This window comes from Bacillus sp. A01H (genome assembly GCF_045277205.1).
Classification (GTDB): Bacteria; Bacillota; Bacilli; order Bacillales; family Bacillaceae_G; genus Bacillus_A; species Bacillus_A paranthracis.
The window spans coordinates 3,923,572-3,941,929 of sequence record NZ_CP117702.1 but is presented as its reverse complement, the minus strand read 5'-3'; the positions used below and the strand labels follow the sequence as shown (position 1 = coordinate 3,941,929).

23 protein-coding genes are annotated in these 18,358 nt (G+C 35.1%); 16 read left to right on the top strand and 7 right to left on the bottom strand.

The window, feature by feature from the left end; genetic code table 11:
* The first annotated feature begins 104 nt into the window (after positions 1 to 104).
* A complete protein-coding gene (locus PSR14_RS20765) occupies positions 105 to 332 on the top strand; it encodes a hypothetical protein (RefSeq protein ID WP_001221351.1) in 228 nt (75 codons plus the stop codon).
* Position 333: 1 nt separating this feature from the next.
* Here the strand turns inward: PSR14_RS20765 and PSR14_RS20760 are convergent, their stop codons facing one another.
* A complete protein-coding gene (locus tag PSR14_RS20760) occupies positions 334 to 726 on the bottom strand; it encodes a DUF1885 family protein (RefSeq protein WP_001163309.1) in 393 nt (130 codons plus the stop codon).
* A gap of 127 nt (positions 727 to 853) precedes the next feature.
* Between PSR14_RS20760 and PSR14_RS20755 the strand changes: the two genes are divergently transcribed.
* From PSR14_RS20755 to PSR14_RS20740, 4 genes are all read left to right on the top strand, one after another.
* Entirely contained in the window at positions 854 to 1,150 is a 297-nt protein-coding gene (locus PSR14_RS20755) for a DUF3055 domain-containing protein (RefSeq protein WP_001993838.1), read from the top strand.
* 193 nt (positions 1,151 to 1,343) lie between these two features.
* On the top strand, positions 1,344 to 1,472 hold the full coding sequence (locus PSR14_RS20750) for a GapA-binding peptide SR1P (protein WP_000536778.1): 129 nt from the start codon (positions 1,344 to 1,346) through the stop codon (positions 1,470 to 1,472).
* Between the two features lie 59 nt (positions 1,473 to 1,531).
* Positions 1,532 to 1,660 (top strand): GapA-binding peptide SR1P, encoded by a 129-nt coding sequence (locus tag PSR14_RS20745; protein WP_000536805.1) that lies wholly within the window; start codon positions 1,532 to 1,534, stop codon positions 1,658 to 1,660.
* 49 nt (positions 1,661 to 1,709) lie between these two features.
* Positions 1,710 to 1,838, top strand: coding sequence for a GapA-binding peptide SR1P (locus PSR14_RS20740; RefSeq protein ID WP_000536793.1), 129 nt, complete (start codon positions 1,710 to 1,712; stop codon positions 1,836 to 1,838).
* Positions 1,839 to 1,872: 34 nt separating this feature from the next.
* Here PSR14_RS20740 and PSR14_RS20735 read toward each other — a convergent pair whose 3' ends face one another.
* Both PSR14_RS20735 and speA read right to left on the bottom strand, forming a co-directional pair.
* Positions 1,873 to 2,703, bottom strand: coding sequence for a protein-glutamine gamma-glutamyltransferase (locus PSR14_RS20735; RefSeq protein ID WP_000635351.1), 831 nt, complete (start codon positions 2,701 to 2,703; stop codon positions 1,873 to 1,875).
* Positions 2,704 to 2,778: 75 nt separating this feature from the next.
* Entirely contained in the window at positions 2,779 to 4,251 is a 1,473-nt protein-coding gene (gene speA / locus PSR14_RS20730) for an arginine decarboxylase (protein WP_000084881.1), read from the bottom strand.
* 366 nt (positions 4,252 to 4,617) lie between these two features.
* On the opposite strand from speA, the gene PSR14_RS20725 reads away from it, so the two are divergent.
* Positions 4,618 to 4,887 carry a UPF0223 family protein gene (locus tag PSR14_RS20725; protein ID WP_000456556.1) on the top strand — a complete coding sequence of 90 codons (270 nt, stop codon included), beginning with the start codon at positions 4,618 to 4,620 and terminating at the stop codon, positions 4,885 to 4,887.
* Positions 4,888 to 4,968: 81 nt separating this feature from the next.
* On the opposite strand, the gene PSR14_RS20720 is transcribed toward PSR14_RS20725, so the two are convergent.
* Positions 4,969 to 5,595, bottom strand: a complete 627-nt coding sequence (locus tag PSR14_RS20720; RefSeq protein WP_000175082.1) for a YktB family protein — start codon at positions 5,593 to 5,595, stop codon at positions 4,969 to 4,971.
* A 206-nt stretch (positions 5,596 to 5,801) separates the two neighbouring features.
* Between PSR14_RS20720 and PSR14_RS20715 the strand changes: the two genes are divergently transcribed.
* Both PSR14_RS20715 and PSR14_RS20710 read left to right on the top strand, forming a co-directional pair.
* Positions 5,802 to 5,990, top strand: a complete 189-nt coding sequence (locus tag PSR14_RS20715; protein WP_001250164.1) for a hypothetical protein — start codon at positions 5,802 to 5,804, stop codon at positions 5,988 to 5,990.
* 88 nt (positions 5,991 to 6,078) lie between these two features.
* Positions 6,079 to 6,879, top strand: a complete 801-nt coding sequence (locus PSR14_RS20710; RefSeq protein ID WP_001158692.1) for an inositol monophosphatase family protein — start codon at positions 6,079 to 6,081, stop codon at positions 6,877 to 6,879.
* A 104-nt stretch (positions 6,880 to 6,983) separates the two neighbouring features.
* On the opposite strand, the gene PSR14_RS20705 is transcribed toward PSR14_RS20710, so the two are convergent.
* Entirely contained in the window at positions 6,984 to 7,163 is a 180-nt protein-coding gene (locus PSR14_RS20705; protein WP_000400127.1) for a DUF5325 family protein, read from the bottom strand.
* A gap of 140 nt (positions 7,164 to 7,303) precedes the next feature.
* Between PSR14_RS20705 and typA the strand changes: the two genes are divergently transcribed.
* The 3 genes from typA to PSR14_RS20690 all read left to right on the top strand — a co-directional run bounded on the left by typA (position 7,304) and on the right by PSR14_RS20690 (position 9,895).
* Positions 7,304 to 9,148 carry a translational GTPase TypA gene (gene typA, locus PSR14_RS20700; RefSeq protein WP_000914763.1) on the top strand — a complete coding sequence of 615 codons (1,845 nt, stop codon included), beginning with the start codon at positions 7,304 to 7,306 and terminating at the stop codon, positions 9,146 to 9,148.
* A 157-nt stretch (positions 9,149 to 9,305) separates the two neighbouring features.
* Positions 9,306 to 9,608 (top strand): YlaH-like family protein, encoded by a 303-nt coding sequence (locus tag PSR14_RS20695; RefSeq protein ID WP_000893666.1) that lies wholly within the window; start codon positions 9,306 to 9,308, stop codon positions 9,606 to 9,608.
* A gap of 11 nt (positions 9,609 to 9,619) precedes the next feature.
* A complete protein-coding gene (locus PSR14_RS20690; RefSeq protein WP_098487747.1) occupies positions 9,620 to 9,895 on the top strand; it encodes a hypothetical protein in 276 nt (91 codons plus the stop codon).
* 36 nt (positions 9,896 to 9,931) lie between these two features.
* Here the strand turns inward: PSR14_RS20690 and PSR14_RS20685 are convergent, their stop codons facing one another.
* On the bottom strand, positions 9,932 to 10,132 hold the full coding sequence (locus PSR14_RS20685; protein WP_001995040.1) for a YlaI family protein: 201 nt from the start codon (positions 10,130 to 10,132) through the stop codon (positions 9,932 to 9,934).
* 145 nt (positions 10,133 to 10,277) lie between these two features.
* Here PSR14_RS20685 and PSR14_RS20680 point away from each other — a divergent pair, with 145 nt between their 5' ends.
* Positions 10,278 to 10,733 carry a pyridoxamine 5'-phosphate oxidase family protein gene (locus tag PSR14_RS20680; RefSeq protein WP_000024588.1) on the top strand — a complete coding sequence of 152 codons (456 nt, stop codon included), beginning with the start codon at positions 10,278 to 10,280 and terminating at the stop codon, positions 10,731 to 10,733.
* A 246-nt stretch (positions 10,734 to 10,979) separates the two neighbouring features.
* On the top strand, positions 10,980 to 12,308 hold the full coding sequence (locus tag PSR14_RS20675; RefSeq protein WP_000358084.1) for a PhoH family protein: 1,329 nt from the start codon (positions 10,980 to 10,982) through the stop codon (positions 12,306 to 12,308).
* A 31-nt stretch (positions 12,309 to 12,339) separates the two neighbouring features.
* Here PSR14_RS20675 and PSR14_RS20670 read toward each other — a convergent pair whose 3' ends face one another.
* Positions 12,340 to 12,837, bottom strand: coding sequence for a hypothetical protein (locus tag PSR14_RS20670; protein WP_098487748.1), 498 nt, complete (start codon positions 12,835 to 12,837; stop codon positions 12,340 to 12,342).
* A gap of 150 nt (positions 12,838 to 12,987) precedes the next feature.
* Between PSR14_RS20670 and PSR14_RS20665 the strand changes: the two genes are divergently transcribed.
* The 3 genes from PSR14_RS20665 (at position 12,988) to pyc (ending at position 18,351) form a co-directional block, all read left to right on the top strand.
* Positions 12,988 to 13,275, top strand: coding sequence for a YlaN family protein (locus PSR14_RS20665; protein WP_000135695.1), 288 nt, complete (start codon positions 12,988 to 12,990; stop codon positions 13,273 to 13,275).
* 125 nt (positions 13,276 to 13,400) lie between these two features.
* Positions 13,401 to 14,582 carry a putative lipid II flippase FtsW gene (gene ftsW / locus PSR14_RS20660; RefSeq protein ID WP_000832781.1) on the top strand — a complete coding sequence of 394 codons (1,182 nt, stop codon included), beginning with the start codon at positions 13,401 to 13,403 and terminating at the stop codon, positions 14,580 to 14,582.
* A gap of 322 nt (positions 14,583 to 14,904) precedes the next feature.
* Positions 14,905 to 18,351 (top strand): pyruvate carboxylase, encoded by a 3,447-nt coding sequence (pyc, locus tag PSR14_RS20655; RefSeq protein WP_098487749.1) that lies wholly within the window; start codon positions 14,905 to 14,907, stop codon positions 18,349 to 18,351.
* The last annotated feature ends 7 nt before the right edge of the window (positions 18,352 to 18,358 follow it).

Genomic DNA, 18,358 nt, shown 5'->3' with positions numbered 1-18,358 from the left:
TATATAAATCCAAAAGCCATATATATGCTTTCGTGTAATATGTAATTGATTCAAACTTAATACCATATATTAATAAAATAGAGCATGTCAAAGGAGAAGGTTCCATGAGAATATTACATGTTATATTTTATCATTTTTTATTATGGAGTGGTTTTTCCGTTGTATTATCATTGTCAAATGGTGATAAGTTGCATTATAAAGTTATTCTATTTTTTGTATTTCTTTATTTAGCATATGTGATCGCATATTTTGTATTGCAAATTAGAAAGCAGGCATTATTCCTTACGTGTTCAAATTGCATACTTTTCTTAATTATATTTTCTATTTTTTAAATTAACGTTTATAGAAATACATTGTTCTTCCATTAAATAATTTTAACTCTCCTTCTAATTTCTTCGCTAGAAAACGGCAAAATTCATTTGCTTTTCCTTTATCACCAAATGTTGCATTAGGTGGTAAAGAAACTTGAATATAAGTTTGTTCCTTTTCTATACCGACACCAACATAAATGGAGTCATATCGATCGTGAGTAGATTGTAGTTTGAATGTTGTTGCTGATGTATCTAAAATTTCATACGGAAAAGCGGTATTTGTATAAGCGTAATTAATTTGAACACCGGTTTTGGAAGTAACTGTTTTATAATAATGAAAAAGTTGTTTTATATCATCTATTGAAACAGATTGTTGATTGGATTTAGGTACAAGCGTAATAAAGGCATGTTGCATATAAGTTCCCCCTAACTTAGTAGAATACTCTCATTCTACATCCTACTGAATTTTTTGACAATTAAAAGGAGTATTCCTTTTTTTGTTTAATATACTAATGAAAGGTGATGTAGAAAGGTGGAAACCGATGTTTGAAAAATTGTATGATGAGCATGAAAGTGTGAAGGTACGATTTTTGGGGTTTATGACACATGATAATCGTTATGATTTTGGTGTTATTTATACAAATATGTTCTTTGGAAAGCCACTTATTGTTTGCATGCAAACAGGAAGGTCTACTTTACTTGGACGAGATGATGTAGAGAATGTTCAACATTTACAGGAAGTTTTCAAATTAGGCTCAGAAGAGGAAGCAGCTGAGTTATCTCAGTTTTTCTCATTTCTAGTTCCATCTACATCTTTGCATGCGGAATACGAAGAATAAATAATGTAAAACAGTCGTACGTATAAATATGGCTGTTTTTTATTTGAATATCGCATACTAATTTAAATTTAAAATATTTAATGTGTTATACTAAAAACCTATTGACGTAAAAAGTATAACATATTAAAATAAAGACAGAAAGTTAAGCGGTTACAAAAGTTTTTGGGATTATAAACTTAGGGGGAAATGAAAAATGGGAACAATCGTATGTCAAGATTGTGAAGGTACAATTGCACACTTCGAGGATGAGAAAGTAACAGTACTTTACGGGAAATGTGGATCTTGCGGATGTGATCACACAGAGCATACAAAAGCCCAATAATTGATAGGAAATGGACAGCTGAAAGTTTTTAGGACCATAAACTTAGGGGGAAATGAAAAATGGGAACAATCGTATGCCAAGTATGTGAAGGAACAATCGGACATTTTGAAGATGAAAAAACGACAGTGCTTTACGGAAAATGCGGAACAAATTGTGACTGTGCTAGTAGAGATAATGCGAAAGCTTAATGATAAATAAATAAATAGATTACTATTAAAACTCAGGGGGAAATGAAAAATGGGAACAATCGTATGCCAAGTATGTGAAGGAACAATCGGACATTTTGAAGATGAAAAATCAACAGTACTATACGGGAAATGTGGATCTCATTGCGACTGTGACCATAAAGAACATTCAAAAGCTTAAATAAAAAAAGCGCCTACATATGTAGGTGCTTTTTTTAATAAACTGTAGTTGTGTTGCCAACTGTTGCAACAATTGCATCATCTCTAATCGGAATAAATCCTATGGATGTCTGTGGTGTGCTAGGAGAAGCATGGTAGCTCATGAGACGGCTATCAATACGGGTAATAGTATCGGTTAAGAAAGCGGAAATGAAAGCGTAAGGGACTCGTCGCTCATTTAATGCGTATATAATTTCTTCTTTTGTTTTTACACCTACGCCATGCCCATAAAAAAAGAAATTTCCTAGATAGATAGTATTTTCTCCTTGCCACTCGATTGTAGCTGGATTCACTTGTGGATTTTTAAAGTAAACGAGATCACCTGGGACAAGATCACCACCTGTCTTTGTTATGAGCTTTAAATCTTGATCGTAGTCCCACGTATAAAGTAAAAGGTTTGCAAAGAGACGGTTGAAAGTTTCTTCCTCATATAATGCTAGTAAAGCTTTGTAAAAAATAATGATCATAGCGGTGGCACATTCAGTTCCATATAGTTTTCCGTTTTTGAAAATATCTTGTATGGCAATGGAAGGGGGTATGTTTGGAAGGAGCTCGAATCCTCCAAGAGATGTTCTTTTCCAATACTGAGGGTTACAAAAAGATTGTTGAAATGTACGAAACTGAAAACCACTTTGAAAAAGTTCTAATGCAGAAGTAATAATATTAACACGCAAATTTAGATCAAAGCTGAGTTCACCAGATGTTCGGAAGGAATAGATTTCTTGATTTCCTGCCATTATAGATAAAATTTGTTGTTTCTCATTTGCAAATGGCTCATATTCATTTGTGATATAAGGATGTACAATAGAACGGCCTATTACAATCATAATAGTATCCCCACCTATACGTTACATTACATAATATCGTATGAGAAAAGGCCAAAAGGGTGAAAGAAAAGCCTATCAACTGATAGGCTTGTACTCTTTAATCACGCGTAATGTTTGTAATGTCATATCTTCAGGACCTTGTACAGGTAAACCTGCTTCTAAGTTTTTACGAATATAATCTAAGTTATCTTGTGTAATAATTTCCCCCGGAGTAAAGATTGGAATCCCTGGCGGATAAACCATAACGAAATCAGCTATAATACGACCTGCTGCATTTTCAAATGGGATGACTTCTGTTTCCGAATAAAAAGCATCTCGAGGAGAAAGTGCTAACACAGGTATTTCTGGAATTTCTACTTGCACTTGAACACCTTTATCAGCTTTATTTTTAAATGTTGCTGATAAATCTTGTAATGCCGCAATAAGTGTATTCGTTTCACTTTCTGTATCCCCAAAAGTGACAAGACATAGTATGTTGTATAAATCTGAGAGTTCTACTTCAATGTTATATTGCTCTCTAAGCCATACTTCAGCCTGATGGCCTGTAATACCTAAATCTTTTACAGATACAATTATCTTTGTAGGATCATAGTTAAAAGTAGCATCCGTACCTAGCATTTCTTTCCCTGGACAGTAAAGATGTTCAATATCATTTATAGCATTACGAACTTGTTCCGCTAATTGTATTGTTTGTTCTATGAGCGCCTTTCCTTCTGTAGCAAGACGTTTTCTAGCAACATCTAGGGAGGCTAACAAGATGTAAGACGTTGATGTAGTCGTAAGCATGCTAATAATAGATTGAACATGTTTTACGTTCACAAGGCCTTCTTTTACATTAAGAATAGAACTTTGCGTTAAAGATCCACCTAATTTGTGAACACTCGTTGCTGCCATATCTGCACCGGCTTGCATCGCTGACATCGGCAGTTCATCGTGAAAATGAATATGAACACCATGAGCCTCATCAACGAGTACAGGGATATCGTAAGAATGTGCTAATTGTACAATCTGTTCTAAGTCCGCAGCAAAGCCAAAGTATGTTGGATTAATAACAAGTAAGCCTTTCGCATCTGAGTGCTCTTCAAGTGCTTTTTTGACAGATTGGATTGTGATTCCATGTGAAATACCAAGTTTTGGATCGATTTCAGGATGCATGAAAATAGGTTTTGCACCTGAGAAAATAATAGCTGACATTACTGATTTATGCACGTTTCGTGGCACTAGTATTTTGTCACCAGGACCGCAAACGCTCATCACCATTGTCATTATTGCGCCACTTGTACCTTGAATAGAAAAGAAAGTATGATCCGCACCAAATGCAGCGGCTGCTAAATCTTGTGCTTCTTTAATCATACCTTTTGGATGATGTAAATCATCGAGCGGCGCAATGTTAATTAAATCAATTGCTAATGCATTATGCCCAATAAATTCGCGAAATTCAGGATCCATGCCTTGCCCTTTTTTATGACCTGGAATATGGAATTGAATTGGATTTCGCTTACTGTGCTCAACTAAAGCGGTAAACAATGGTGTTTCGTATTGGGACAATCTATACACCCCTTCTTTTTTTTATATTTATTAGAGTTTGTTTTATATAATCTTGTTCTAAAAAAGTTAAGTTCTTTTTTAGAATGAGACTTGTTTTTCTGCCATTCACAAAAGCTTTTTTGAGATGGGAGCTTCACTTTATTTCCTATAAAACAAAAGCATTATATCACCAATAATTATAGATGTATAGCAAAAAATATTTTTACGGTGAGTATGTTAAATAGTAGCTGCCTACTAACTTCTAGTGGAAGGCAATTCCATTAAAATGAATAAATAGTGTATAATGCAAAGTGACTATAGTGAAGTAGAAAAAATCACTTTAAGATAGCGTATTGAAATAAGAAGAAATGATAAATGAGGTGCGAAATGGAATATCAATATCCGTTAGATTATGATTGGTCAAATGAGGAAATGGTTACAATTGTGAAGTTTTATGAAGCGATTGAGAAAGCATATGAAAAAGGAATTGTAAGAGAAGAATTAATGGGTTTATATCGTCGTTTTAAAGAGATTGTTCCATCGAAAGCAGAAGAAAAGAAAATTGATAAAGAGTTTCAAGAAGTAAGTGGATATTCTATATACCGTGCGATTCAGAAGGCTAAAGAAATTGAAGAAGAAAAGCTTGTGAAAATGTAAAAAATATTTTGAAAAATAAAAACTGAAGTGATATAATGTGATAACAACTAAAAACGGACAATATAAATTGTCCGTTTTCTACTATCGATTACAAAGTGCATATAAAGGAAGGAGTGATTGCATCGTAGATTCAATCTTAGCAAGGAATTGTTCGTTGGTCATTGCTGAAAACTCCTCTGGTGATATATGAATACCAACTAATAATTCTGCTTTTTTTACAGTAGCTAGACGTTCAATCATCTTTTGTAAATCATTTGTTTCAAGTGTTTTATGTAATTTTACACTTGGTTTAGTATGGTCAATGGACCAAACGAAGTCATTTGGAATATTTGTTTTTAAATCATTTATATGTTCTAAGAAGGCGTGAGCCGTCTCCACTTTTTGTGGACACTCATAGATTAAACCAAAGTATATGAAGGCATGAGTACCCCATAATCCAATTTGGAAATGTGGTAGCATTTTATATCCGCGTTTATTTGTTGAAAAAGCAACCCAAGTATCGTTTGGTGGATTGACTTTGCGACGTGCGTGTTTTGCTACATGATAAAAAAAGTTCTCATCAGTTTGTTTGGATAAATACGCTGCAAACTGTTCCCCTAAAGCTTCTAGCTTAGGATGAATGTTCGTTTTAATTGCACTCATTCGTTCTTCGAGACCATCAACTGTAAAGACCTCAAAATCAGTTGATTTGAATGTTTGTAGTGTCATGATTGTTCCTCCAACTCCTATTTTGCTTTTATTTTAGCATAGCTTGTACTATTCATAAAAAAAACAGCACAAAAAAATTTAAATAAAAAAATATAATTTTGTTGCATAGATGATTTATCCAACATAGTATAGTATAAAACAAAAAATCAGAAAATTGAATTAATTCTAGTCCGAGGGCAGACGAATATTGGGAGGAGGCAAATAATATGAGACAGGTGATTAATGCGTTAAAGAGAACAGATGCTGAAAAGAGAATACCGGTGCTACGTTTGGAGCTAGATTATGAATTAGCAACTTTATATGATGCGATGATGGAAGATGATAAACAGAAAAAAGAAGAGTGTGTACAAAAGTTAGAAGTGTTAAGACTTGAAATGATTCGTTTAGAAGCGTAATAATAGTATATGTATAAAAAATTAGTTGGTGCGAACCTTATAAAGGGTTCGTTTTTTCTGTGAACAGTATAGATCGGAGTGTTTAAACATGCAAGAAGTATGGAAAGACATCGATGCACACGCCAAACAGTGGATTCGGGATGCGGGAGAGCATTTAATGGCATCAATGAAAAAAGCACTTATTATAGAAACAAAATCAAATGCAGCTGATTTAGTAACAAATATGGACCGAGAAATAGAACAGTTTTTAATTGGGAAAATTAAAGAAACATTCCCACATCATCATATTTTAGGTGAAGAGGGCTATGGAGACGAGGTAACTTCTTCTGACGGGGTTGTTTGGTTAATTGATCCAATTGACGGCACGATGAACTTTGTTCACCAAAAAAGAAATTTTGCAATTTCAATTGGAATTTATGAGAACGGTATCGGAAAGATTGGACTTATTTATGATCCAGTTCATGATGAATTATATCATGCGTTAAAAGGGGCTGGAGCATTTTGTAATGAAGTACCGATACCTTTATTAGAAAAAGGTACTGTAGAGCAAGGTATTGTAGCTTTAAATGCGATATGGCTTACCGACAATCCATTGCTTAATATGGAAAGTATGATGGCACTTGTTAAGAAAGCAAGAGGCACGAGATCATATGGCTGTGCAGCATTAGAGATGGTATACGTTGCAACTGGAAGAATCGATGCATATGTAACACCTAGATTATCACCATGGGACTTTGGTGGGGGACAGATAATTGTAGAGGAAGTTGGAGGCAAGGTAACAACATTCTCCGGAGCGCCACTTTCTATCGTAGAGAAGAGTAGCGTATTAGTTGCGAAGCCAGGGGTGTATGAAGAAGTGTTATCGTTTATCCCGATTGGTGAGGGCTGATAATCAGTGGGAGATGAAGAAAAAAACCACTGATTAAAGTTTCACTTTATATCCAAGTAACAAAAAAAGTAAGAGGCTGTATACAGGCTTCTTACTTTTTGACGTTATTGCGATTTACGCATTTTTCTTTTTGTTACAAAACCGTATCCAACTGTAACAAATGTGCCGATAATGCAAATAATAATACCGATTGGACTATTTTCAGCAATCATAATGCCGATACCAATTAAGAAAATAACACCGATAATTGCAGTTAATAAAAAGCGATATTGAATGTGTTCCATTTCTTCACCCTCCAATCTCATTTTACTTTCACAAAAGTAAGAATACAACTATATTTTCATTCTTGATTTTATTTTAATTGCTATTGTATCCCCTTCGCTCTTATAATAGAGAAGGATTAAAAAGACATTAGGAGTTGGACATGTTGAAAAAACGACAAGATTTACGTAATATAGCAATTATTGCCCACGTTGACCATGGTAAAACAACACTTGTTGACCAGTTATTACGTCAAGCGGGGACTTTCCGTGCGAACGAACACGTTGAAGAGCGCGCAATGGATTCAAATGATCTAGAAAGAGAGCGCGGTATTACAATTTTAGCGAAAAATACTGCGATTCACTATGAAGATAAAAGAATTAACATTTTAGATACACCAGGTCACGCTGACTTCGGTGGAGAAGTAGAACGTATTATGAAAATGGTTGATGGTGTTTTACTTGTTGTTGATGCATATGAAGGTTGTATGCCACAAACACGATTTGTTTTAAAGAAAGCTCTTGAGCAAAACTTAACTCCAATCGTAGTAGTAAATAAAATTGACCGTGACTTCGCTCGCCCTGATGAAGTAGTTGATGAAGTAATCGACTTATTCATCGAACTTGGTGCAAACGAAGATCAATTAGAGTTCCCAGTTGTATTTGCATCAGCAATGAACGGAACAGCAAGCTTAGATTCAAACCCAGCAAATCAAGAAGAGAATATGAAATCATTATTTGATACAATTATTGAACATATTCCTGCACCAATTGATAACAGCGAAGAGCCACTTCAATTCCAAGTAGCACTTCTTGATTACAACGACTATGTTGGACGTATTGGAGTTGGACGCGTATTCCGCGGTACAATGAAGGTTGGACAACAAGTTGCTTTAATGAAAGTAGACGGAAGCGTAAAACAATTCCGCGTAACAAAATTATTTGGTTACATGGGATTAAAACGTCAAGAAATTGAAGAAGCAAAAGCTGGAGACTTAGTAGCTGTTTCTGGTATGGAAGACATTAACGTTGGTGAAACAGTATGTCCAGTTGAACATCAAGATGCGTTACCATTATTACGTATTGATGAGCCAACACTACAAATGACGTTCCTTGTAAATAACAGTCCATTTGCAGGTCGTGAAGGTAAATACATTACATCTCGTAAAATCGAAGAGCGTCTTCGTTCACAATTAGAAACAGATGTAAGTTTACGTGTAGATAATACAGAGTCTCCTGATGCATGGATCGTATCTGGACGTGGGGAACTACATTTATCTATCTTAATTGAAAACATGCGTCGTGAAGGTTATGAACTACAAGTATCTAAGCCAGAAGTAATTATTAAAGAAGTTGATGGCGTAAGATGTGAGCCTGTAGAGCGTGTACAAATCGATGTACCTGAAGAATACACTGGTTCTATTATGGAATCTATGGGTGCTCGTAAAGGTGAAATGTTAGATATGGTGAATAACGGAAACGGTCAAGTTCGCCTTACTTTCATGGTTCCAGCACGTGGTTTAATTGGTTACACAACAGAATTCTTAACATTAACTCGTGGTTACGGTATTTTAAACCATACATTCGATTGCTACCAACCAGTACACGCTGGACAAGTTGGTGGACGTCGTCAAGGTGTTCTAGTTTCACTTGAAACAGGAAAAGCATCACAATACGGTATTATGCAAGTTGAAGATCGTGGTGTAATCTTCGTTGAACCAGGTACAGAAGTATATGCTGGTATGATTGTCGGAGAACACACTCGTGAGAATGACTTAACAGTTAACGTTGTGAAAATGAAACAACAAACTAACATTCGTTCTGCGACGAAAGATCAAACTTCAACAATGAAAAAACCACGCTTAATGACTTTAGAAGAATCATTAGAGTACTTAAACGATGACGAGTTCTGTGAAGTAACTCCAGAATCAATTCGTTTACGTAAAAAGATTCTTGATAAGAGCGAACGTGAAAGAGCTGCTAAGAAAAAGAAATCTGTAGAAGCGTAAAATAGTAAAACAGCTACCTTTAATTAAGGTAGCTGTTTTTTTATGTTTATTTTTTAGAATATTTACTCTTTTTGTGGACAGTATTTTTTTCACAGGTTACTCTTGTATTAAGTACATAAAGAAAAATGGTTTGATTTATGAGGAAGGGGGATAAATGGTGTTAGAAAGAATGTCGTTTTTTGCGAAGTTATGTAAAGTCGATGAAAATCCAGAGCTAGGGATGTGGTTACTGTATGGCGTCATTATTATATTAAGTGCACTTGTGTATAATTTAGGTTTTGCAAGAAAACTATCTATAATAAAAAATATAGTGATATATATATCGTTAGCGATTGGGTGTACAGTGTTAACTTTCTTTGCAGTTTTTTTACCTGTTGGAGAGGGGCTTGTTGTAGCAGCAATTGTACTTGGGATTTATAGGTTGCGATTACGTCAAGCAAGACAACAAAAAGCAGGATGAGGGGGAGTTTTATGCGTTCCGTACAAGATGCGTTATATAATTGGTTAACAATTAAAACAGTTGCCGAAGCACGTCCGGATGATAGTGCTGCAAAAGAAACGTATTTGTTATTTCAAAATATGATATATGAAGAACATAAATTGAGAAATGTGGAAGTTAAGAAGAACGAGGAAATGTATTTAGTTACATATGAAATAAATGGAGAAAGAAAATCTGCAAGGTTTCCATTAGAAGCTATTGATTGTTTTTTGGATCAAATGAATCGCGAACCTGAAAGATATAAATAAGTCCTTTATCATATTGATAAAGGACTTATTTATATTTTACCAATCGTCTTCGACTTTTTTATCACGATATAATCGGAAATTACCACTTGCATGACGTTCCATCGTACGTTCAGCAATTCGTTCCGAACATTCCATGCACATATATGTATGAATAGGGCGATTACGCAGCTTTTTTGCCATAGGATTTTCATCATCTAACATATCTTTTTTATCACAAATCATACATTTGACTCTCATTTCGTCACCTCAATACGAATTCTATCAGTATAAGTATATCATGGAAGTGTAATGTTTTTGAATAATAGTGGGAAAAAATAATATTTTCGCAATTCAAAAAATAGGTTATGATAAGGATATATGAAGTATATTTGGAGGTGGAAATATGGCGAATGTAGTAGAGCCCACATTAACAGATGATTTAGTACAAACGTTACGTAAAGAGTGTATTGTTATGGTAGCAACAACAGATTTTGAAAAACAAGTTCCTAACGTAAGTGCTATTTCTTGGGTGTATGCAGTGAGTAAAACTAGTATTCGATTTGCAGTAGATCAACGTTCACGTATTGTGGAAAATATAAGACATAGTACTGGAGTGGTATTGACTATAATGGCGAATGAATCCGTATTTTCCATAAGTGGTGCAGGTGAAATTTTGACTGATAGAATGGAAGGCATTCCTCTAAAATTAACTGTAATAGAAGTAAATGTACAAGAAGTACGTGATGTTATGTTTTATGGTGCAAAACTTGCAATTGAGCCAACATATGAAAAAACGTATGATCTTCGTGCAGCTAAAAAGCTCGATAACCAAGTACTAGCAGGAATGAAAGAATTATAAATGTGATAAATAAGAAAGTCAGTTATTAACTTTTGTAATCACTTATTGTGATTTTATGTTAATAATTATAATTAAAAGTAATATATTGAATAGAAATGAATAAAAAATAAATAAAAGGTTTAATGGCTATAAATTTCGATTCTACCTCGTTTATACGGTACATATAATTATAACAATGGTTCGTCCATATTTTATGGATGAAACCCTTGTTCTACAAATTTAAAAGTGGAGTCAGGGGGTAACAGGTTGGATAAAATTTATGTGTTAGATACGAATGTACTTTTGCAGGATCCTTTATCTATTTTTTCATTTGAAACCAATGAAGTAGTGATTCCAGCAGTTGTATTAGAAGAGGTTGATTCGAAAAAACGTTATATGGATGAAGTAGGACGAAACGCTCGTTATGTATCTAAGTTAATAGACAAATTTCGTGAAATAGGAAAACTGCATGAAAGTATTCCGCTAGAAAACGGCGGTACATTTCGTATTGAATTAAATCATCGTTCGTTTGTCCAACTACAAGATATTTTTGTAGAAAAAACAAATGATAATCGAATTTTAGCTGTAGCAAAAAATCTATCTTTAGAAGAACAAGAAAAAGAGGACGGGAAGTCTGTTATTTTAGTAAGTAAAGACGTGCTCGTAAGGGTAAAAGCAGATGCAATAGGTTTAAAGGCGGAAGATTATTTAAGTGATCGGGTTATTGAAGTGGAAAATATATATTCAGGATTTTTAGAAGGATATATATCAAAAGAACAATTGGATTATTTTTATGAAAAAGGCGAATTGCCTTTATCCGAAATTGCAAATCATCCTTTTTATCCAAATCAGTTTGTAGTAATGAAAGATGCGTTAGGTGGATCTAGTTCAGCACTAGGCATTGTGGATCATTTAGGTAAGAAGGTAAAGAAACTTATTTTTCCAAATGAACAAGTATGGGGAATACGACCACGAAATGTGCAGCAAATTATGGGATTAGAATTGTTGCTTCGTGAAGATATTCCACTAGTTACGCTAACAGGGAAAGCTGGTACAGGAAAGACATTACTAGCTTTAGCTTCGGGGCTCATGCAAACGGAAGATTTAGGGTTATATAAAAAACTACTCGTTGCACGGCCAATTGTTCCAGTTGGGAAAGATATCGGTTATTTACCGGGAGAAAAAGAAGAAAAGTTAAGACCGTGGATGCAACCGATTTTTGATAATCTAGAGTATTTATTTAATACGAAAAAACCAGGAGAGTTAGATGCTATTTTAGCTGGAATGGGTTCGATAGAAGTAGAAGCTCTTACGTATATACGCGGGAGAAGTATTCCAGATCAATTCATTATAATTGACGAAGCACAAAATTTAACGAAGCATGAAGTGAAAACGATACTAACGAGAGTAGGAGAAAAAAGTAAAATCGTATTAATGGGAGATCCTCAGCAAATTGATCATCCGTATTTGGATGAATATAATAACGGTTTAACATACGTTGTAGAGAAGTTTAAAGAGCAACGTATTAGTGGTCATGTAAAGTTTGTTAAAGGGGAGCGATCTAATTTAGCTCAACTAGCCGCAGATTTACTATAAAAAGGAGTGAGCAAAAGCTCACTCCTTTTCTTTAAATAATTGTAAATTTGCGGATGTTACGGATTGGATTTTGTCTATTAGATCCATCATTGTAATATAAATGAACAGGTCCATCTTCTTTTAATGGTTTTCCTTCTTTTGAAAAACCAAGAATAGCATGTTTGACAGTTTCTAATGGAAGCGTTATTGTATTATCTACTGTTTCGATCTCGACTTGCGTAGCGTCATCTGAAATTTCGGCATTAGCAAGAAAAGGTTGAAATGGTATACCGAACGTTCCAGTAATTAGCTGTTCTTTTTTAAATTTCTTTACACTTTGTTGTATCGGCGGGAAAGCAGCACCATCACGGATTTCGCGATCCCAATGTTCCGAAGTGTTTTTTAAATAAGCTTCTAGTTCTGAAGTGTTTTCTCTCGTTTCATCAAAGTAAGTTGTCAAATCTACTTTTCGATCATCAAAGATCCAAACGGTTGGATCGATAGTGATTGGAAAACGAACTTTTCCATTAATAAATAAAATTTCGCTCATTGTTGTTCCCCCATTTGTGTTATACTCCCACTTTTCAGTATAATAGTATTAGACACTATTGTCACAAAAAATGTTTCTATTGCAATTTATTAAAACTATCGCTAATATTAATAGATAGGAGAGAGTAGGACGGAAACGGAGGGAATCAATTTGGCGTCTGAGACAGTATCAAATCATCAGGAAAAGGCACTAGCCCTTCTACAAGCGGATGCGGAGAAGATTTTAAGACTTATTAAGGTGCAAATGGACCATCTTACAATGCCGCAATGTCCATTATATGAAGAAGTGTTAGACACACAAATGTTTGGACTATCCCGCGAAGTCGATTTTGCAGTTCGCCTTGGTCTTATTGCAGAAGAACAAGGGAAAGCAATGTTAGGAGAGCTTGAACGTGAGTTATCTGCACTTCATGAAGCATTTACAAACAAACAACAATAACGGGTTCAAATAAGGGGGCTCAAACTGAAAAAGTTTGAGCTTTTTATTTGTATAATAAAGCAGGAAGAATCAATGTACATATGGAATACAACAATAATTAAATTGAAACAGAGAGAGGAAATGAAATGAAAAGAGTATGGAAATCAATGGATTATTCATTATTACTTCCTCTTGTTATCTTATGTGTGCTGGGAGTTATAATGGTATATAGTTCTAGTTCCATTGTTGCGATTTCATCGAAATATAACTGGCCGGCAGATCACTTTTTTAAAAAACAATTAGTTTCTCTTGCTATTGGAACGGTAATGCTAGTGATTGTCGCTGTAGTACCTTACAAATTTTGGAGGAAGAAAATAGTTCTTGCAGCTATGGGGTTAGGGGGGATTGGCTTACTAACAGCAGCCTTCCTTTTCGGTAAGGTAATCAATGGTGCAAAAGGATGGATACTAGGTATACAACCAGCTGAGTTTGTAAAAATAGCAGTAATTATTACGTTAGCAAGTTTTTTTGCTAAGAAACAAGAGAGGCAAACCCCTTTTTTACAAGGGATAATCCCCCCCTTATTTGTGGTGGGTGGATCGATGGTATTAATTTTATTACAAAATGACTTAGGGACTGACATATTAATAGGTGGAACAGTGTTAATTATGTTCTTCTGTTCAGGAGTTAATGTTAACCTGTGGATAAAAAGGTTTATATTAACATCTATCGTATGGGTTCCTGCATTGTATTTTATTGGGAATTATAAATTGAATAATTACCAAAAAGCCCGATTTTCAGTTTTTCTTGACCCGTTTAACGATCCTCAAAATGATGGATTCCAATTAGTTAATTCTTTTATTGGAATTGCCTCAGGTGGGTTAAATGGTAGAGGATTAGGGAATAGTATACAAAAGTATGGCTACTTACCAGAGCCGCAAACAGATTTTATTATGGCAATTATATCTGAAGAACTAGGTTTTATAGGGGTAGCTATTATTTTAATCTGTTTATTACTTATTATTATTCGTTCGTTTAGAGTAGCACAAAAATGTAAAGATCCATTTGGAAGTTTAATTGCAATCGGAATTGCAAGTTTAATTGGAATACAAACTTTTGTTAATGTCGGTGGTATGTCTGGATTAATACCGCTTACAGGGGTACCTTTACCGTTTATTAGTTATGGTGGTAGTTCTTTATTGGCTAATTTAATTGCGATGGGTATATTGTTAAATGTAGCCAGCAATGTAAAACGACAAGAGAAAGAGCAAAATACGATAATGAAAGAAAGAGAACAAGATGGACCACGTCTTGTAGTTGTAAAATAAAAACACATTGTGCTTTAGAGCGCGATGTGTTTTTTGTTTTTAAATAGGATATACCATTTTGTTTTTTAACGAAAAAATATATCACATTTAAATTAATGTGATATACAATTAGGTTGTTACATAAGGAAGAGGTATGCTATACTATTTTTGTGAGACAAATTGCTCAGAAAACTTATCATTTGTTAAAAAATAAGGTATGATGGATAAAAATAAAGTGAAGCTTTCTAAGTATAATATAATGTGGAAAGTGAAGAACTTCACGCTCTTTATGGTGTGTATATATTTTATCTCTAGAGTGGTAGGAAAGTAGAGGGGGAAAATCATGACAAAGCTGCAACGTATTCAAAAAGTATTGGTAGCTAACCGTGGAGAGATTGCAATTCGTGTGTTTCGAGCTTGTTCGGAACTGGGATTAAAAACAGTTGCAATCTATTCTAAAGAGGATAGTGGTTCTTATCATCGTTATAAAGCCGATGAATCCTATTTAGTTGGGGAAGGAAAAAAGCCAATTGATGCTTATCTAGATATTGAGGGCATTATTGAGATTGCGAAAAGTAATCATGTAGATGCAATTCACCCTGGATATGGTTTCTTGTCAGAAAATATTCAATTCGCAAAACGTTGTGAAGAAGAAGGGATTATCTTTATCGGTCCAAAAAGTAAGCATTTAGATATGTTTGGAGATAAAGTAAAAGCAAGAACACAAGCGCAGCTAGCACAAATTCCAGTTATTCCTGGTAGTGATGGGCCAGTAGATTCATTAGAAGAAGTCGAAAAATTTGCTGAAAAGTATGATTACCCGATTATTATTAAAGCTTCCCTTGGCGGGGGCGGTCGTGGTATGCGTATTGTACGTACTAGTGAAGAATTAAGAGAATCGTATAATCGAGCAAAGTCAGAAGCAAAAGCAGCCTTTGGTAATGATGAAGTATACGTAGAAAAATTCGTTGAAAAACCTAAACATATAGAAGTTCAAATTTTAGCAGATGAAGAGGGCAATGTTGTTCATTTATACGAGCGAGACTGTTCTGTACAACGTCGTCATCAAAAAGTAGTAGAAATTGCACCTAGTGTGTCGCTTTCAGATGATTTGCGTCAGCGTATTTGTGATGCTGCTGTAAAGTTAACGAAAAATGTAAATTATTTAAACGCAGGAACAGTTGAATTTCTTGTAAAAGATGATAATTTCTATTTCATTGAAGTGAATCCGCGTGTTCAAGTAGAACATACAATTACAGAAATGATTACAGGAGTCGATATCGTTCAATCACAAATTTTAATAGCTGATGGACATGCATTACATAGTAAAATGGTAGGTGTTCCAAAGCAAGAGGAAGTTGTTGTACATGGATTTGCAATACAATCTCGTGTAACGACTGAGGATCCACTAAATAATTTCATGCCGGATACAGGAAAAATTATGGCATATCGATCAGGTGGTGGATTTGGGGTTCGTCTTGATACAGGTAATAGTTTCCAAGGTGCTGTTATTACACCGTACTATGATTCTTTACTCGTAAAAGTTACAACATGGGCGCTTACTTTTGAACAAGCTGCTGCAAAAATGGAACGTAACTTAAAAGAATTCCGTATCCGTGGTATTAAAACGAATATTCCATTCCTAGAGAATGTAGTAAAACATAAAAACTTCTTATCAGGGGAATATGACACTTCATTTATTGATGCGTCACCTGAACTATTCTTGTTCCCGAAACGTAAAGACCGCGGAACGAAAATGTTAAATTACATTGGGACAGTAACAGTAAATGGCTTCCCGGGGGTAGGGAAAAAAGAGAAACCAATTTTCCCAGATGCTCGTATACCGAATGTATTACACTCAGAGCCAATCCAAAATGGAACGAAACAAATTTTGGATGAGCGTGGAGCAGACGGATTAGTAAAATGGGTACAAGATCAAAAACGTGTACTTTTAACGGATACAACATTCCGTGATGCGCATCAATCATTACTTGCAACGCGTATTCGCACAAAAGATTTACACCAAATTGCAGAGCCGACAGCGAGAATGTTACCGAACTTATTCTCAGCAGAAATGTGGGGCGGTGCAACGTTTGATGTTGCATATCGTTTCTTAAAAGAAGATCCGTGGGAACGATTACTAGATCTTCGTGAAAAAATGCCAAATGTTTTATTCCAAATGTTACTTCGTTCTTCAAACGCGGTTGGTTACAAAAACTATCCGGATAATTTAATTCAAAAGTTTGTGGAGTGTTCTGCCCAAGCTGGAATTGATGTGTTCCGTATTTTTGATAGCTTAAACTGGGTAGAAGGTATGAGAGTTGCGATTGATGCTGTACGAGATACTGGTAAAATTGCAGAAGCAACGATGTGTTACACAGGGGATATTCATGATCCACTGCGTAGTAAATATGATTTAAATTACTATAAAAATTTAGCAAAAGAATTAGAAGCATCAGGAGCTCACATTTTAGGTATTAAAGATATGGCGGGCTTACTAAAACCAAATGCAGCATATGATTTAGTTTCAGCATTAAAAGAGACGGTATCGATTCCGATTCACCTGCACACACACGATACGAGTGGAAATGGTGTATTAACGTATACGAAGGCAATTGAAGCAGGTGTTGACATTGTCGATGTAGCAGTAAGTTCTATGGCTGGTCAAACGTCACAACCAAGTGCGAACACGCTATACTATGCGTTAGGTGGAAACGAAAGACAGCCAGATGTTAATATAGATTCATTAGAAAAATTATCTCATTACTGGGAAGATGTACGTAAATACTACGCACCGTTTGAAAGTGGTATGAATGCTCCTCATACAGAGGTATATATGCACGAAATGCCAGGCGGACAGTATAGTAATTTACAACAACAAGCGAAAGCGGTTGGCTTAGGCGATCGTTTCGATGAAGTGAAAGTAATGTACCGCCGTGTGAATGACATGTTTGGTGATATTGTTAAAGTAACACCATCATCTAAAGTTGTTGGTGATATGGCATTATTCATGGTTCAAAATCACTTAACAGAACAAGATGTTTTAGAGCGTGGACATTCTATGGACTTCCCAGGATCTGTTGTTGAAATGTTCTCTGGAGATTTAGGACAACCATATGGTGGTTTCCCGAAAAAGTTACAAGAAATTATTTTAAAAGGGAAAGAACCATTAACAGTAAGACCAGGTGAATTATTAGAACCAGTAGATTTCGACGCGTTAAAAGAAGAGCTATTCCATAAACTTGGACGCGAAGTGACGATGTTTGATGTAGTTGCATATGCATTATATCCAAAAGTATTTATGGATTACGAAAAAGTTGCTGAGATTTATGGAAATGTATCTGTGCTTGATACACCGACATTCTTCTATGGTATGAGACTTGGTGAAGAAATCGATGTGGAAATTGAACAAGGTAAAACATTGATGGTTAAACTAGTATCAATTGGAGAGCCTCAGCCGGATGGAAATCGTGTGCTTTACTTGGAGTTTAATGGTCAACCACGTGAGATTGTTGTGAAAGACGAAAGTGTGAAAGCGACAGTTGCACAACGTGTGAAAGGAAACCGTGAAAATCCAAACCACATTAGCGCAACAATGCCAGGAACGGTTATTAAAGTAGTTGTAAAAGAAGGCGATGAAGTGAAAAAAGGCGATTCTATGGCAATTACAGAAGCGATGAAAATGGAAACGACAGTTCAAGCGCCGTTTAATGGTAAAGTGAAAAAAGTATATGTTAACGATGGAGATGCAATTCAAACGGGTGACTTACTCATTGAATTAGATCACTAAAACAAAA